Raw genomic sequence first — 15,350 nt, 5'->3', positions numbered from 1 at the left:
CCGCAGGTCAACGGCCACATGGCGAGGTTCTGTCAGTTCTGTCAGCACTTTCCGGGGTTCTCACGCCCCGGACCGAGCTGAAGGAGCCCGATGGCAACCACCACGACGCCCGAGCCCGTCACCTCCATGCCGCTCCAGCGGCGCCTCCACCCCGTTCTCGACGCCGCCTACGTGCTCGGCTTCGAGCGCACCACCGCGTGGGAGGAGATCCGCCTCGGCCGCCTCCGGACCGTTCGCGTCGGCCGGCGCCGACTCGTACCCACGGAGTACATCGAGGAGTACATCGAGTTGCTGAAGCGCGAAGCCGACGCCGCCTGACAAGCCGACACCTCGGAGGCCGCGCCGTTAGGCGCGGCCTCCGCCGTTTCCGAGAGGCCCTCACACTTTGACCAACAGCGAACCCACACCGCGCAGGAAGGCAGCGAACGGTGAGGACTCGATCTACTGGGACAAGTCCAAGAACCGATACATCGGAGCCATCTCGCTCGGATACGAACCGAACGGGACTCGACGACGTACGAAGGTTTCAGGGAAGACGAAGACGGAAGTTCGAAGCAAGCTTCGCAAGCTCAGGAAGGAGCTGGAGGCGGGCGTTCAGTCCTCTGCGAAGAACACCGTCGAGACCGTCGTGAACACCTGGCTCAACCGTGGGTTGCGCGGCCGGGACGAAGGCAGCATCAAGACGTACCGAAGCTTGGCCAAGAACCACGTCATCCCTGACCTGGGGAAAGCCAAGGTTCACGAGCTCTCCTCCGACGAGGTCGACGAGTGGCTGACTGCGAAGTCCGAAGAGGTCTCTCATGAGACTCTGAAGAGGATCCGTTCCGTTCTCCGCCGGTCGATCGCTCTGGCTCAACGCGACGGGAAAGTGACGCGAAACGTAGTCGAGTTCGTCGAACTGGCGCAGGGGAAGGAGGGCCGTCCCAGTAAGTCCCTCTCCTTGGAAGAGGCACACGCCGTCCTTCACACCGGGCAGGGAAGCTGGATTCACGCCTATGTAGTGCTGGCGTTGCTCGTGGGTGTCCGCACGGAGGAAGAGCGGCCCCTCACTTGGTCGCATGTCCACATCGATACCGATGGAGACGACCGCCCTTACGTCGATGTCTGGCGGTCGGTCAGGAAGAAGGGCGAGACGAAGACACGCAAGAGCAAGCGGTCGCTGACCATGCCTCATCATGCGGCTGTTGTTCTGACACGGCATCGCCAGACCCAGCAGGAAGAGTGCGTCGCCGGCGGGGTCGAGTGGTCCGAGGAGCGGCTTGTCTTTGGCCACTCCGACGGCACGCAGCGGAGTTCAACGAACGTCCTGCGCGAGCTGCGGTCCCTGCTCAAGAGCTCCGGTTTCTCGACACCGAAGGCCTGGACGACCCGAGAGCTCCGAACGAGTTTCGTCTCCCTCCTCTCAGATCACGGGACGCCGATCGAAGTCATCGCCAGGCTGGTCGGTCACAGTGGAACCGCGACGACGGAGACGGTCTACCGCAAGCAGCTCCGTCCCGTAATCACGGAGGGGGCGGAAGCCATGGATGAGATCTTCCGACCCGACGAGGCGTAACTGGTCTGCCGTGGCTCCCTACTTGGCTCCCCCGCCGCCCTTCCGGCGCTAGTCGATGGCTGTGACCTGCGGGCACGGTGCCCAGCCGCGAACCAAGGCGTTACGTGCGAGGTAATGCGCGTGCGACGGGGCGGCGTTCCGGGGCCCTCCGGCCGGTTTCGGAACACCGCGTCGCCGGTCGCCCGGCGTGAGTATTGTTCGCGCCGGGGTGGCCGGGAGTGGCCTCCCCGAAGGGGGAGAGACACATGGCGTGGAACAGGGAACGGGCTCGCATGGTGGCCACCGGGGACGATCACGCGGTGACGCCCGCGGAGCTCTTCTTCGACCTGGTGTTCGTGTACGCGATCACCCAGGTCACCGCCTTGATGGCGGCCGCTCCCTCGCCGGTGCGGGTGGTCGGCGCGATGGTCGTGCTCGCGCTGCTGTGGTGGTGCTGGTGCTGCTTCGCCTGGCTGGGGAATGTCGTACGGGCCGACTCCGGCGCCCTGTTCGGGGTCCTCGTCACGGTCATGGCCGTCGTCCTGATCGTGTCGCTCGCCGTCCCGGACGTGTTCGCGGACGAGCCGGGTGGGCTGTCGGCGCCACTGGTGTTCGTGCTCTGTTACGGGGCGGTGCGCGTGCTGCACCTGGCCTCGTACTGGATCTCCAGCCCCGGCGACCCCACCCTGCGCGCCACCCTGCGCCGTACGGCCCTGACGTCCGTCGTCCCGCCGCTGGTGCTGCTCCTGATCGGCAGCGCGTACAGCGGACGGGTCCAACTCCTGCTGTGGCTGGGGGCGGTGGTCGTCGACTACCTCGGCATCTTCGTCACCGGCTCCTCCGGCTGGCGGGTCAACTCCCCCGGGCACTTCTCCGAGCGCCACGGTCTGATCGTGATCATCGCGCTCGGTGAGTCGATCGTCGCGATGGGCGTCGGCGTCTCCGGACTCCCGCTCACCTTCGCCGTGCTCGGCGCCTCGGCCGCCGGGCTGCTGCTGTCGGCCGGCCTGTGGCGGCTGTACTTCCGGCAGCTCGGCGAGGCGGCCGAGCACCGGCTCGCCGGTCTCCGGGGCGACGACCGCACGCGGTTCGCACGGGACGTGTACACCTTCCTGCACCTTCCGCTGGTCGCGGGCGTGGTGCTGTGCGCGCTCGGCATGAAGAAGGTCCTCCAACAGGTCGCCGACACCGGCCACTACGGCCTCGCCGAGCCGCTGCACGGGGTCGTCGCCTGGTCGCTGACGGGTGGCGTCGGGGTGTACCTCGTCGGGGCGGCGGCGATCGTGCTGCGTACCACGGGCCGGCGGCCGACCGCCCTGGCCGCGGGCGGCGTGTGCTGTCTGGCGGCGGGCCCGCTCGTCGGCCTCGTCCCGGCCATGGTGGCGCTCGTCGCCCTCGCCACCGTCGTGGCGGCCCTGGTCTGGCTGCACGGCCGCCGGCGGGCCCGGACGTTCGAGGCCGTGGAAGCGGCCTGAGGGAGAGGGCCGGAAGAGGGGGCAGAGGCAGAGGGCCAAGGGGGCAGAGGCAGGGGGCGCCGGCGGTGGCCTCGGGGCCCCGCGCGGTCTCCGGCTCCTCGCCGGACGCGGGTCCGGCGGACCGATCGGGGCTGGTGTTCCGGTCGGTCGAGGTCATCGGAACACCCTCGTACGCCCGAACACCGGTACGCAAATCGGATTTCGCCGTGGCCCGCGTCGGGGCGTGACGGAGGGTCAGCGGACGGGGCCCTCCCGGTACGTGGACTCCTTCCGGTACGCCTCCTTCCCGTACATGGGCTCGTCCCGGAACGTGAGCGGCTCGGGCGCCGGGGCGGGGGCGGGGGCCGGCTCCGCGGCCGGGGCGGCGGGGTCGGGCGCCGGGCGTTCGGATCGCTGGGCCCGGGAGGCCTCGGCGCGCAGCAGGGCCTGGAGAACGGCGAACGGGTCGACGGGCATGGCGAAGCTCCTCGTGGTGCAGGGGGGGGTGATGTTGGGGGGACTGCGGGGAGGCATGGGCCTCTCAGCAGCGCATCACCACGCACCGGAGCGCGTCGCCACGCGGGGCGGGTACGGGGGCGGGGGCCGGGGTCCTGTGGTGCCTTCCGGCGCCGCGCCACAGGCGCTGGGGCCGGACCGGGCGGAGGCCCGTCCGGTGCCGTCGGGAGCGGCCGGGGAGTCCGGCCTCGGTGGCGGCCGGCTCGTGGGTCTCGCCGCTCGGGTCGGACGCCGGGGAAGCGGCAGCGGGCCGGAGTTCGGCACCGCCGGTGAGCAGGCCGGCCCCGGTGCCGAACAGGGCGGCGAGGACGAGGAGCAGCACGATCCAGCGGCGCCCTCGGGGGTCCGGGCGCGCCGGGCGGCCCGCAGGGGTGGCGGGCGCGGGGGTCGGGTCGGGCGCGGGGCTCACGGAGATCCGTACTGCCCCGTCGGGGTCGCGGCACGGCGCTCCGGGGCCGAGATCCGCCCGTGCGGCCTAAGAGCGGGGCCCTTTGTTCACCGATTCACCACATCGTCGGGTCGCGCGGCGGCCGCACCACCGTCGTACCGCGATCGTGTCGGCCGTCAGGACGTACGAATCAGTGGTTCTTGTCCTGCGCGACCGGCCCGTCGACCGGAAGAAGTGATTCCGATCCGCCTGCGGGCGGTGAAATCTCCAGCGGCACCTGCGGCCCCGAGCACTCGCGCAGCCAGCGCCGCAGCACCCGGTGCACGTGCTCCGCGCCGACCAGCTCCTCCCCCGCGCCGACGGGCGGCGACAGCTCCGGCGGCGAGAGGAGGAAGGGGTGCGACTGCTCGCCGCCGAGGCCGCCGTGGGACCCGATCTGTTCCTCGAAGGCGTGCACGGTCCCGGTCGCCGGGTCGTACATCGAGTTGACCATGATGTCCGCGACGTGCGGGAAGCCGTCCGTACGCCGTACCGCCCGCGCCGCGCCCCGCCCGAAGACGGCGAGCGGTCCCCCGTCGTCGAGCTCCGCGACCGGCACCTCCGCGCCGTCGCGGGCGAGCACCACCGAGCCGTGCTCGGCGCTCGCCACGAGCACGAAGCCGACGCCCGGGTGGTGAGCGAGGGTGCGGAGCAGCGCCGGATGGCGCCGGTCGATCTCCTCCCGGGTCATCCGGTGCGGCACGTCGGGGAAGGAGATGAGACCGAGGTTGCCGGAGGCGAGGACGACCGGCTCGGAGGGCCGGGCGGGCAGCTCCCGTGCCGTCTCGCCGGTCTCGTCCACCGGCCGGTGCAGCGCGAGACGCAGCGCGTCCCTGGCCGCGTCGCGCGCCTCCGAGCCGCTGCGGGTCCGGCGCACCCGGCGCGGCACCGGAAGGCCGCAGCCCGCCCTGACCAGCTCCTTGAGCGTCAGCCCGTACGCCCCTTCGAAGGTCTCGCCGGGGCTCTGCCCGTGGTCGGACAGGAGCACGATCCGGTACGGGCGGGGGGCGTGCTCGGCGACGGTGGCGATCAGCCCGATCGAGCGGTCGAGGCGCCGCAGCACCTGGTCGGTGTCCCGGCCGTGCGGGCCCGAGTGGTGAGCCACCTCGTCGTAGGCGACGAGGTCGGCGTAGACGGCGGTCCGTCCGGCGAGCATGTCGCCCATCACGGCGGAGACGACGACGTCCCGCTCCACGACCGTGGCGAAGGCGCGGACGAAGGGGTACGTGCCGCCGCGGGAGACCCTCGGGGTCTCGCGGCGCAGCAGCGCCCGGGTGGACTGGAACATCTCGCGGACGCACTCGGTGACCAGCGATCCGGCAGTGCGGACGGCGTTGGCCGGGTCGGAGAAGTACGCGAAGTAGCCGGCGCGCGAACGGTTGCGCGAGCCGCGCCGGGCGGCCATCGACAGGACGAGCGCGAGCTGGTCGGCGCCGCCGCTGAACAGGTTGCCGCGCGAGGCCCCGTCGAAGGTGAGCAGGCCGCCGTCCCCGGTGCGGCGCACGGCCCGGCGCTGGAGCTCCACCGCACTGGCCGGGCGGTTCGACACCATGAGGCGGCCGGTGTCCTTCTCGTACCAGCGGAAGGCGGGCACGTCCTCGTTGGAGCCGTGCAGGATGCCGAGCTGGCTCGCGCCGGTCTGGCTGGACCAGTCGGTGCGCCAGGGGGTGAGGTGGTGGCCGGCGTCCAGCCAGGCCGCGACGGTCGGCATGAGGCCGTCGGCGACGGCGCCGCGCAGGACGTGGTGCCCGACGCCGTCGAGCTGGAGGAAGACCGTGCCGGGGACCTGCTCGGGTGCGTCGTCCGACGCACGGGGCCGGGTGCGGCCGGTCAGCCGGTAGAGACGGCGCCGATAGGCGCCGTCGTCGCGGACCGCGAGGCCGGTGGAGGTCGCCGAGGCGACGGCGGACATGACGGCGGCGACCACGACGGCGGTCTCGGGGTTCGCGGCGCCGCGCCCGTCGGGGATCAGCCAGAGCGCGACGAGCAGCATGGAACCGTTGAGGAAGAAGACGAGCAGGCCGAGGACGAGGGCCGGGACGAGCAGCAGGGCCCGCACGATCACCGGCCACACGAGCGCGCCGAGCAGACCGAACGCGCCGGCCGCCGCGGCAGCGGTGAGCGCCGTCCTCGTGAAGCTGTCGCCGTCGGCGGACTGCAGCTCGAAGTCGGGAAGCAGCCCGGCGAGGATCAGCATCGTGAGCGTGGACACCGCCCACACCACGATCACCCGCCCGAGTGCACTGCCCGCGGACCGCCAGCGGTCGGCGCCACCCCATCGCCCGTCACCCACGCCCGCTTCACCTTTCGCCCGTTTCCTGCCTCAAGCGTGGCACAACGCCCACGATCGGCGGGGAAAACGGGTCGACGGCGCCCGGCCCGGGTGTGTCAGGTCGCACGTCGGGGCGGTCGTGTGCGGAGGAGGAACGGGGCCTGCTCCGCAGCTGTCGTACCGGGTACGACTGCTCAGCAGCCGTCGTACCCGGCCGTCGGCATGGAGAGCCTCCGGTGCACCCCCGCCTTGGCCGCCGCGTCGTACGTCGGTTCGTACGCCGGCTCGTCGGGACAGGCGGTCTCCACCCGTACCCCGCGCCGCGCGCACTCGGCGCGGAAACCGGGCACGGAGGTCAACGCGCGCGCGAGGACCCGCTCGTTGGCGGCGACGAAGAGGTCGACCGCCCCTGCCTCCACGTCCGCCCACAGCGCCTCGTGGTCGGGCCGGATCCCGTAGAACAGCAGCTGGCGGGCGACCACGTACCCCTTGTCGTCGGCCCAGCGGGCGCACACCGCGTGCTGACCGCGCGTGTCGACAAGAAAGGGGTCGCTGTCCAGCTCTTCGAGCGGGGTGAGGCTGGCGATCGCCGCCACCCGAACGTCGTCCATGGGCCGACCCTACTGCGGGACGGCACGGTCGAACATCCTCCGGCGCACGCTCCGGACATTTACCCTCGATACGGAGTGAGGGTACGACCGCGGACATCGTGAACGGCGGCCGGCGCCCGCGACGACGGAAGGCGGCATGCCGGTGGAGGTCACCTGGTGGGGTCACGCGACCTGCACGGTCGAGGACTCCGGGGTCCGCTTCCTCACCGATCCGCTGTTCGCCCGGCGGCTCGCGCATCTGCGGCGGCGGCGCGGGGCCCTGCCGCCGCCCGAGGCCGCGGTCGCCGAGGTCGTCCTCGTTTCGCACCTGCACTCCGACCATCTGCACCTGCCCTCGCTGGCCCGGCTCGCGCCCGGGACGCTCCTCGTCGTGCCGCGGGGTGCTCCCGCCGCCGTACCGGGGCTGCGCAGGCTCGACGGGAACGGGCTGCGGCTGACCGAGGTGGAGGCGGGTGACACGGTGACGGTCGAGGGCGTCACGGTACGGGCCGTGCCGGCGCTCCACGACGGGCGGCGACTCCCGGTCGGACCGCACCGGGCGCCCGCACTCGGATACGTCGTCGAGGGCGAGGCGCGGACCTACTTCGCCGGCGACACCGGGCTCTTCGACGGCATGGCGGAGGCGGTGGGACCGGTGGACGTGGCGCTGCTGCCGGTCGGTGGCTGGGGCCCGTACCTCGGACACGGCCACCTGGACGCGGGCCGGGCCGCCGAGGCGCTCGCCGCGCTGTCGCCCGCGGCGGCGGTACCTGTGCACTACGGCACGTACTGGCCGATCGGGCTCGACGGGATCCGGCCGCACGAGTTCCACGCACCGGGGGACGAGTTCGTACGGCACGCGGCGCGGCTCGCGCCGAAGGTGGCGGTGCATCTGCTCGCCCACGGCGAGCGGGTGCGGCCGGAGGTCGCCCGGTGAGGCGCGCGACGACGGTGCGACCCGAGGTCGCCCGGTGATCCATGGGCTCACCGGGATCGCGGCGGTGGTGCGGGAGCTGCCGCCGGAGTCGACGCAGCACGCCGTCGGCTACCCCTCCTTGTTCCTCCTCGTGGCGCTCGGGGCGCTCGTGCCGATCGTGCCGACGGGCGCGATCGTCAGTTCGGCGGCGGTGGTCGCCTTCCACCAGTCCTCGCCGCTCTCGCTGCTCTTCGTGTTCCTGGTGGCCGCGTTCGCCGCGCTCCTCGGCGACACCGTCCTCTACTGGCTCGGGCAGCGCGGGGTCCGTTCCCGCAACGGCTCGCGGTGGCTCGCCTCGCTGCGGGGCCGGGTGACGCCGGACCGGCTCGCCCACGCTCAGGAGCGGCTCGACACCCATCAGGTGTCGGTGCTCGTGCTGTCCCGGCTCGTACCGGCGGGGCGCATCCCGGTGATGCTGGCGTGCCTGCTGTCGGAGATGCCGCTGCGGCGGTTCGTCCGGGGCGACCTGGCGGCCTGTCTGGCGTGGGCGGCGACGTACCAGCTGATCGGGATCCTGGGCGGTTCGCTCTTCCCGGAGCCCTGGCAGGGAGTCGTCGCCGCGGTGGGCCTCACGGTGCTCATCAGCGCGGTGCCCGCCCTGTGGCGGCGTCTCCGGGGGCGGGCGAAGGTGGGCGAGGTGTCAGGCCACGAGCACCCGTGAGCCGCCGACCGGCAGGTCCCACAGGTCCTCCCGGGGCAGCCCGGCCCGCTCCCAGGCGGTCCTGACCCGGGTGAGGGGTTCGAGGACCGGTTCGGAGGACAGGACGAAGGTCGCCCAGTGCATGGGGGCCATCCGCCGCGCCCCGAGATCCTGGTGGGCGCGGACCGCCTCCTCCGGATCGGTGTGGACGTCGCTGAGCCACCAGCGGGGGTCATAGGCGCCGATGGGGAGCAGCGCCAGATCGATGCCGGGGTAACGGCGGCCGATCTCGCCGAACCAGTGGCCGTAGCCGGTGTCCCCCGCGAAGTGGACGCGTCGCCCGGCCCGGTCGGTGAGCACCCAGCCGCCCCACAGGGAGCGGCAGGTGTCCAGGAGGGTCCGCTTGGACCAGTGGTGGGCGGGGACGAAGTCGAAGCGCACGCCGTCGAGTTCGGCCGCCTCCCACCAGTCGAGCTCGGTGACCCGGCTGAAGCGGCGGCGGGCGAACCAGCGGCCGAGGCCGGCCGGGACGAAGACCGGGGTGTGGCGGGGCAGCCGTTTCAGGGTGGGGGCGTCGAGGTGGTCGAAGTGGTTGTGGCTGATGACGACGGCGTCGACGCGCGGCAGGTCCTCCCAGCGGACGCCGACGGGGGTGAGCCGGGCGGGGGTGCCGAAGATGCGGCGGGACCAGACCGGGTCGGTGAGGACGGTGAGCCCACCCAGCCTCACCACCCAACTGGCGTGCCCCGCCCAGGTGATGGCGAGGGTGTCGGGCCCGGCGGGCGGCAGCGGGCCCGGCTCGAAGGGCAGCAGCGGAATGTCACGGAGGCCTTCGGGACGGGGTCGTACGGCGCCCTCGCGGGCCAGGCGCGCCAGGGCCCGCACGCCGGGAAGGGGTGCGGTGAGCCGGTCGGCGAAGGTGCGCGGCCAGTCGAGGCGCAGCCGCCCGAGGGGCTGGAGGACGGGGGCGGGGGCGGGCGAGGGAGCCGGAGCTGTGGCGGGATCGGGCTGGTGCGGGGCCTGTGCGGCCCGCGCGGGGTGTGCCGTCCGTTCCGTCATCTGCGGGCTCCGTTCTGCGCGGCTCGTGCGGATCGTGCGGGGCGGGCGGGGCTCCACCGGTGCGGGGCGCTACGCCCTGGCGCGGTACGGGGTGGGGGCTGCCGTCGGAGGTCATCCCGGGTCTCTGTCACCGGAGTTCCTCCAGGGCTCCTCCGAACTCCGCCAGTCTCCTCGCCACATGGGGGAGCTCCTCCGGGTTGCGTGCCCCGAGCGTCTCCGCCCGCTCCTCCTCCGTACTTCCCAGGAACATGCCGGTGCCGAACCTGACGCGCAGGGCGCCGAGTTCGTCGCCGAAGCGGTGGCCGCCGGTCGCCGGGGCGCCGAGCCGCGCGGTGAGATGACTCTCCAGCTCCAGGGAGTCGGTGACGCCCCTGGCCGCGAGACCGGCCCGCAGCCGCCCGAGGTCGGCGTAGAGGTGGCGGCCGGCCTGCGGAGGCCGGGCGAGGGCCCCGGCGGCGAGGACGGCGCGGTGCGCGGCCGCGGCCAGACGCCCGTGGACGGCGGCCGCGCGCCCGGCCCGTACGGTGACGTCCTCGGGTTCGTCGAGGGCGTGCGCGGCGGCGGGGGCGACGGGCCCGGGGACGACGGCCCCGAGGGCGGTGAGCACGTCGAGGACGCGGGCCCTGCGGTCGGTCCACCGGTCGGCGCGGGACGGGTCGGTGGGCGGGAAACGGGCGACGGCGCAGGGCCAGGCGGCCGGGGTGAGCGCGCCGCCGAGGTCGGACAGGACGGTCACGTCGTCCGGGCACATCTCGGCGGGGCTGAGGAACACGGTGTCCTCGGGGTGATGGCGGGTGTCGCGCCAGGTCTCGTCGCTGATGACGTGCAGGCCCTCGGCGACGGCGGCCTCGCAGGCCTCGCGGACCAGTTCGGGCGGGGCGACGGTGGCGGTGGGGTCGTCGGCGACGGAGAGCAGCAGGACGCGCGGGGTGCCGCCCTCGGCGCGGATCCGCCGGACGGTCTCCAGGAGGGCGTACGGGTCGGGGACGCCGCCGCATTCGGCGGGGGTCGGCACGTGGTACGCCGGGCGGCCGAGGAGGCGGGCCTGCGGGGTCCACCAGGCGGGGCAGGGCCGGGGCAGGAGGAGGTCGCCGCCGTGGGCGGCGATCAGGGCGAGCAGCAGCGCGGGGGCGCCCGGGCCCGCCACGACGTCCTCGGGGTGGGTGCGCAGGCCCCGGCGCCACCAGTAGCCGGAGGCGGCCTCGCGCAGGACGGGGCCGCCGCCGGGCGGCTCGGGGGTGGTCCGTCCGGCGGCGGCCGCGAGGAGTCCGGCGAGCCCCGGCAGGACGGGGAGGCCGGTGTCGGGGGCGGGAGGGCCGTAGCGCACCGGGCCACGGCCGTCCGGAGCCGTCTGCCGCATGTCCCGTACCTCCTGAGCGCACGGGGGCGCCGGCACGGCACCCCCGTGCCCTTTATACGAAGGTTCGGGCGGTTCCGCCGCTCCAGGCGTCGCTTCGGGCGACGAACGGTGAGCGGGGCTCCGCCAGGGGGTCAGACGACGGTCACCGGGTGTCGCACGATCGCGTTGAAGAGATAGCCCTGGGTGTTGTGGACGGCCCGCTCGGGCTGGGTGTTGCCGGCGGTGTCGGTGGTGCGCGACAGCAGGGTGACCGGCCCGGTGCCGCGCGGGTGCCACGGCACGCTCCAGCGGACCCAGCCGTCCCGCCGAGGCGTGTCGTGGAGGTGGGCCCGCCGCCAGTGCGCCCCGCCGTCCGTGGACACCTCCACCGTCCGGACGGGCGCGAGTGCCGACCACGCGCGGCCGGTCAGGCGGTGGACCCGTCCGGCCTCCAGCGTGGCACCGAAGGGCAGCTGGTAGGCGGACTTGAGCGTCTGGCGGCTGATCGGGGTGGAGCCGCCCTCGGGGTGGGCGGGGCCGAAGAGGCGGTACCAGTCGGTGGACCAGGGTGAGGTGAGCGGGCGGGTGGAGACCTCGATGTCGCCGAGCCACTTGACGGACGCGATGCCGACCCAGGAGGGCACGACGAGCCGGACCGGGTGACCGTGGTCGTACGGGAGGGGCTCGCCGTTCATCTCGTACGCGAGGATCACGTCGTCGAAGGCCTTGGCGACCGGCAGCGGGCGCCGCACCCGGCCGTGGTCGACGCCGCCGGAGACGTACGGGTCGTCGAGGCCGCGCGGCTGGAGGTCGACGGCGTCGCGGGCGATCCCGGCCCGCCGGAGCACGTCGGCGAGGCGCACCCCGCGCCAGCGGGCGGCTCCGACGGCCCCGAGGGTCCAGGCGGTGCCGGTGACCGGTTCGCCCTGCTGGCTCGCGTAGAGGCTGCGGCCGTTTCCGGCGCACTCGATCAGGGCCGTACGGGTGACGGAGGGCAGGTCGCGGAGCTGTCCGTACGTGAAGTGGACGGGGCTGCGGCCGTGCAGTCCGTCGCCCCAGAGGGTCAGCCGCCAGTCGGCGGCGTCGAGGACGGGGGTGGTGGTGTGGTTGCGGACGAAGAAGCGGTCCACGGGGGTGAGCGAACCGGTGTCCCCGAAGCCGTCGAAGCGCGCCTCGGCGTTGGTGCCCCGGACGGTGAAGTACTCGGCGGGGAGGGCCTTGACGATGCCGGGCGCGGCGAGGGGAGCCCCGGACGGGGGTGGCGGACCGGCGGGGCCGGTGGCTCCGCCGGTCCGGGCTGTCGCGTGTGCGGGCGCGGCGGTGGCGAGCCCGCCGAGGGCGGAGACCGCGGGGGCCGCTGCGAGGACCTTGAGCAGGGAGCGGCGGACGGGCGCGGGCGAGTTCGACACGGGACTCCTCGGCACAGGGGGAGGCGCGCCACCGGGCGGCGGCGCGGCCGATCCTAGGCGCGCGGAGGCGGTCCGGACGGTCCGTTCACGGTGCTGTCACAGGGGGTTCGTCAGGTCGGCGCGGACGGCGGGCCGGCGGGCCTGCCAAAACGACGTCCGCACCTGCGTCGGCGGCCGGCAACGGGGCCCGGCGCGCGCGGCCGGACCGACAGCGGCTGCCGAGGGGGCCGGCGCCCGAATTACGGAGGCGGCCGGGGTGCCGGTCGGCCGACAATGCCGCATGACCGTACGAGAAGCCCTTCCCGAGGACGCGGCGGCCGTCGCCGCCGTGCACGTCCTGTCCTGGCGGGCGGCCTACCGCGACCTGCTCCCCCGCCCGTATCTGGACGCCCTGGACGTCGAGGAGCGGACCGTCGTGTGGCGGGCCCGTCTCACGGCCCCGGACCGGCCCACGGTCCTGGTCGCGACGGACACCGGCGGGCAGGTGCGGGCCTTCTCCTGCTTCCGGGCCTGGCCGGACGAGGAGTTCGCCCCGGGGACCACGGCCGAACTGGCCGCCCTCTACGCCCTGCTGGAGGTGTGGGGAACCGGAGTCGGCCGGGCCCTCCTCGCGGCCTCCACGGAGGCGCTCGTGGAGGCCGGGTTCCGCACGGCGGCGCTCTGGGTGCTCGCGGGGAACACGCGGGGCCGCCGCTTCTACGAGGCCGCGGGCTGGCGACCGGACGGCAAGGTCGTACAGGAGGAGACAGGGGGCCGGACCCTCGACGAACTCCGGTACCGGCGCGACCTGTTCACCTGAACCAGTGTCCACATCCCAAGACACGGGTCTCATCATTCGACATTCGTGCGTACGGTGGTGAGCACGCACCCACACCGAGGGAGTCGCTTCGATGACGCATGCCTCCGCCCCTTCCGCGCACCCCGCGGCCCATGAGACGGCCGTCTACACCCACGGTCACCACGAGTCCGTCCTGCGCTCGCACACCTGGCGGACCGCCGCCAACTCCGCGGCCTATCTGCTGCCCGCGCTCTCGGCCGGCCTCGACGTCCTGGACGTGGGCTGCGGACCCGGCACCATCACCGCCGACCTGGCCGCGCTGGTCGCGCCGGGCCGGGTGACCGCGGTCGACGCGGCCGAGGGCGTGCTGGCGAAGGCCCGTGCCGTGGCGGCCGAACGCGGCCTGGAGAACGTCGGGTTCGCCGTCGCCGACGTCCATGCCCTGGACTTCCCCGACGACTCCTTCGACGTCGTCCACGCCCACCAGGTGCTCCAGCACGTCGGCGACCCGGTCCAGGCGCTGCGCGAGATGCGGCGGGTGTGCCGCCCCGGCGGTGTCGTGGCGGCCCGCGACAGCGACTACGGCGCCTTCGCCTGGTACCCCGAACGGCCCGCCCTGGACGACTGGTCGGACCTGTACCACCGGGTCGCCCGCGCGAACGGCGGCGAACCGGACGCGGGACGGCGCCTGTTCTCCTGGGCGCGGCAGGCCGGCTTCACCGACATCACGACGACGGCCGCCACCTGGTGTTTCGCCACGCCCGACGAGCGTGCCTGGTGGAGCGGTCTGTGGGCGGACCGTACGACCGGCTCCGACTACGCGGACCTGGCCGTGTCCGGCGGCCACGCGACCGCCGCCGAGCTGACGTCGATCGCGGAGGCCTGGCGGGAGTGGGGCACGCGGGAGGACGCGTGGTTCATGGTCCCGCACGGCGAGATCCTGTGCCGGGTGTCCTGAGGGGCGGCTACGAGACCCCGCGGCGATCGTCGGGCAGTCGGTCGTCCACGTGGTCCTCGCTGAAACCGAGTTGCGCGGCGAGCGCTCGGTAGCGGTCGCGCCGGGCCTCGCCGACGGGGATCTCGTACGTGGTCAGAACCTGGAGGAGGAGGCGGAAGCCGAGGTCCGGGTCGACCGCCGTGACCACGTCCTCCAGGACCCGCGCCGCCCCTCGTACCTGCCCCGCCCCGACGTGGACCGCCTCGCGCACCTCTCGCAGCACCGCCTCCGTCAGTTCGGTCCTGGCAGGGGCCAGGAAGGGCGCGTAGGTGGGGTCGACCTCCGCCAGGTGGGCGTGGCACACCTGGGAGATCTGGTCGAGCCAGTCCCGCCCGTCGGCGTCGAACTCGTCCTCGTCCTCGTCCAGGACGTTCAGGCGCCCGGCCGCGGTCCGCCAGAGCAGACCGATCGCCTGCTTCGAAAGGGCGGAGTCGAGGAGGCGCCACACGTCGTCGAGGAGTACTGCGGCGTAGGCACCCGGGGCGCGGCCCTGGCCGTCGTCGGCGATCCGCTGGATGTGCTCGCGCGGGCTGCCGCCGTACCTCCATGCCGACCCGTGGAGAGCGGCCGCGAGCATCGGCAGCCCGAACCGGCCGGAGGCGAAGTCGCGCAGGCCCGGATCGAGAGGACGCCAGCGCACGGTCAGCTCGTCATGGACGGCGGCCCGGGGGTAGGCCAGCCTGTCCCCGAGGGCGAGCAGCCGCTCGTACGTATCCGCGTCGACGGGCACGGAGTACGCCTTGAGCGTCCTCAGGAACAGCCGGAACCCGAGGTCGGCATCCGCCTGGCGCACGACCCGGAGGAGGGCGGGGACGATCCCCGGTACGGCGACGCGGAGCTCAAGACCGGCCGCGGCGGACTCGATCTCCGCCACCACGGCCGTCCGCAGCTCCCCCTCCGGCACCACGGGCCGTGCATCGTCGAGGGACTTCGCCTCGTACGGGTCGCGCTCCGGTGCGCGCGGCGGGCACAGCTCCGCGACCCGCTCCAGCCAGCCCCGGGTGCCCGTGCCGTGCTCGGCGATGCCCTGTTCGGCGGTGCCCCGCTCGACGGCGCCCTGCTGGGCCGCACCCTCCTCGGCCGGGTCGAAGCAGCGGCGTCCGGCCGCCAGCCACACGGTGTGGAGCACCTCGTCGGGCAGCGGCGAGTCGAGGAGGAGGCGTACGTCCCCGCCGAGCTGGTGGTCGTCGTCCTCCGCCTCGGACTCGGCGAGATCGAGCACGACCGGTTCGTCGAGGCGGAGCGTCGCACGGGCGCACAGCGCGCCGGCGAAGCCGCTGAGCCCGAAGTCGGTCGCGTAGTCGTAGGAGTAGACCTCGCGTGTGCGCGCCATTTCCCGTACCTCCTGCCTCCTGTGCG

Annotated in this window: 15 protein-coding genes; 7 read left to right on the top strand and 8 right to left on the bottom strand. The window is 73.7% G+C overall.

Going from position 1 to position 15,350, the window contains the following annotated elements; all coding sequences use genetic code 11:
- The first annotated feature begins 90 nt into the window (after nt 1–90).
- From OG514_RS25545 to OG514_RS25535, 3 genes are all read left to right on the top strand, one after another.
- The gene (locus tag OG514_RS25545) at nt 91–318 is read left to right on the top strand and encodes a DNA-binding protein (protein WP_266898643.1); all 228 of its coding nucleotides are present in this window, start codon (nt 91–93) and stop codon (nt 316–318) included.
- A 67-nt stretch (nt 319–385) separates the two neighbouring features.
- Entirely contained in the window at nt 386–1,555 is a 1,170-nt protein-coding gene (locus OG514_RS25540) for a tyrosine recombinase XerC (protein WP_266898641.1), read from the top strand.
- A 272-nt stretch (nt 1,556–1,827) separates the two neighbouring features.
- A complete protein-coding gene (locus tag OG514_RS25535; RefSeq protein ID WP_266898639.1) occupies nt 1,828–3,009 on the top strand; it encodes a low temperature requirement protein A in 1,182 nt (393 codons plus the stop codon).
- A gap of 234 nt (nt 3,010–3,243) precedes the next feature.
- Here the strand turns inward: OG514_RS25535 and OG514_RS25530 are convergent, their stop codons facing one another.
- From OG514_RS25530 to OG514_RS25515, 4 genes are all read right to left on the bottom strand, one after another.
- Nucleotides 3,244–3,465, bottom strand: coding sequence for a hypothetical protein (locus OG514_RS25530; RefSeq protein WP_266898637.1), 222 nt, complete (start codon nt 3,463–3,465; stop codon nt 3,244–3,246).
- 64 nt (nt 3,466–3,529) lie between these two features.
- Entirely contained in the window at nt 3,530–3,913 is a 384-nt protein-coding gene (locus OG514_RS25525) for a hypothetical protein (RefSeq protein ID WP_266898635.1), read from the bottom strand.
- 169 nt (nt 3,914–4,082) lie between these two features.
- Nucleotides 4,083–6,224, bottom strand: coding sequence for a phage holin family protein (locus OG514_RS25520; RefSeq protein WP_266898633.1), 2,142 nt, complete (start codon nt 6,222–6,224; stop codon nt 4,083–4,085).
- 173 nt (nt 6,225–6,397) lie between these two features.
- A complete protein-coding gene (locus OG514_RS25515; RefSeq protein WP_266898631.1) occupies nt 6,398–6,814 on the bottom strand; it encodes a hypothetical protein in 417 nt (138 codons plus the stop codon).
- Nucleotides 6,815–6,950: 136 nt separating this feature from the next.
- Between OG514_RS25515 and OG514_RS25510 the strand changes: the two genes are divergently transcribed.
- A complete protein-coding gene (locus OG514_RS25510) occupies nt 6,951–7,730 on the top strand; it encodes an MBL fold metallo-hydrolase (protein WP_266898629.1) in 780 nt (259 codons plus the stop codon).
- A 34-nt stretch (nt 7,731–7,764) separates the two neighbouring features.
- Complete coding sequence (locus OG514_RS25505; RefSeq protein ID WP_266898627.1) at nt 7,765–8,430, top strand: DedA family protein; 666 nt, start codon at nt 7,765–7,767, stop codon at nt 8,428–8,430.
- Here OG514_RS25505 and OG514_RS25500 read toward each other — a convergent pair.
- From OG514_RS25500 to OG514_RS25490, 3 genes are all read right to left on the bottom strand, one after another.
- Nucleotides 8,410–9,468, bottom strand: coding sequence for an MBL fold metallo-hydrolase (locus OG514_RS25500; RefSeq protein ID WP_266898625.1), 1,059 nt, complete (start codon nt 9,466–9,468; stop codon nt 8,410–8,412). The two genes, OG514_RS25505 and OG514_RS25500, sit on opposite strands and share 21 nt — an antisense overlap.
- Before the next feature lie 127 nt (nt 9,469–9,595).
- Nucleotides 9,596–10,828, bottom strand: coding sequence for an aminotransferase class I/II-fold pyridoxal phosphate-dependent enzyme (locus OG514_RS25495; protein ID WP_266898623.1), 1,233 nt, complete (start codon nt 10,826–10,828; stop codon nt 9,596–9,598).
- Between the two features lie 131 nt (nt 10,829–10,959).
- Nucleotides 10,960–12,216 (bottom strand): sulfite oxidase, encoded by a 1,257-nt coding sequence (locus OG514_RS25490; protein ID WP_266898621.1) that lies wholly within the window; start codon nt 12,214–12,216, stop codon nt 10,960–10,962.
- Nucleotides 12,217–12,496: 280 nt separating this feature from the next.
- Between OG514_RS25490 and OG514_RS25485 the strand changes: the two genes are divergently transcribed.
- Together OG514_RS25485 and OG514_RS25480 are read left to right on the top strand one after the other, a co-directional pair.
- Nucleotides 12,497–13,015, top strand: coding sequence for a GNAT family N-acetyltransferase (locus OG514_RS25485; RefSeq protein ID WP_266898619.1), 519 nt, complete (start codon nt 12,497–12,499; stop codon nt 13,013–13,015).
- Between the two features lie 91 nt (nt 13,016–13,106).
- Nucleotides 13,107–13,952, top strand: a complete 846-nt coding sequence (locus tag OG514_RS25480; RefSeq protein ID WP_266898617.1) for a methyltransferase domain-containing protein — start codon at nt 13,107–13,109, stop codon at nt 13,950–13,952.
- Nucleotides 13,953–13,959: 7 nt separating this feature from the next.
- On the opposite strand, the gene OG514_RS25475 is transcribed toward OG514_RS25480, so the two are convergent.
- Nucleotides 13,960–15,324, bottom strand: a complete 1,365-nt coding sequence (locus OG514_RS25475; protein ID WP_266898615.1) for a hypothetical protein — start codon at nt 15,322–15,324, stop codon at nt 13,960–13,962.
- Between the last annotated feature and the right edge of the window lie 26 nt (nt 15,325–15,350).

Origin of the sequence: Streptomyces sp. NBC_00572, assembly GCF_026341815.1 — a bacterium.
Lineage (GTDB): Bacteria > Actinomycetota > Actinomycetes > Streptomycetales > Streptomycetaceae > Streptomyces.
This window is presented reverse-complemented; position numbering and strand designations above follow the sequence as displayed.

Excerpts from the sequence above, each read along its gene's own strand:
- OG514_RS25510 (WP_266898629.1), top strand. The coding sequence starts at position 6,951 with ATGCCGGTGGAGGTCACCTGGTGGGGTCACGCGACCTGCACGGTCGAG.
- OG514_RS25535 (WP_266898639.1), top strand. The coding sequence starts at position 1,828 with ATGGTGGCCACCGGGGACGATCACGCGGTGACGCCCGCGGAGCTCTTC.
- OG514_RS25480 (WP_266898617.1), top strand. The coding sequence starts at position 13,107 with ATGACGCATGCCTCCGCCCCTTCCGCGCACCCCGCGGCCCATGAGACG.
- OG514_RS25500 (WP_266898625.1), bottom strand. The coding sequence starts at position 9,468 with ATGACGGAACGGACGGCACACCCCGCGCGGGCCGCACAGGCCCCGCAC.
- OG514_RS25485 (WP_266898619.1), top strand. The coding sequence starts at position 12,497 with ATGACCGTACGAGAAGCCCTTCCCGAGGACGCGGCGGCCGTCGCCGCC.
- OG514_RS25495 (WP_266898623.1), bottom strand. The coding sequence starts at position 10,828 with ATGCGGCAGACGGCTCCGGACGGCCGTGGCCCGGTGCGCTACGGCCCT.
- OG514_RS25475 (WP_266898615.1), bottom strand. The coding sequence starts at position 15,324 with ATGGCGCGCACACGCGAGGTCTACTCCTACGACTACGCGACCGACTTC.
- OG514_RS25545 (WP_266898643.1), top strand. The coding sequence starts at position 91 with ATGGCAACCACCACGACGCCCGAGCCCGTCACCTCCATGCCGCTCCAG.
- OG514_RS25515 (WP_266898631.1), bottom strand. The coding sequence starts at position 6,814 with ATGGACGACGTTCGGGTGGCGGCGATCGCCAGCCTCACCCCGCTCGAA.
- OG514_RS25530 (WP_266898637.1), bottom strand. The coding sequence starts at position 3,465 with ATGCCCGTCGACCCGTTCGCCGTTCTCCAGGCCCTGCTGCGCGCCGAG.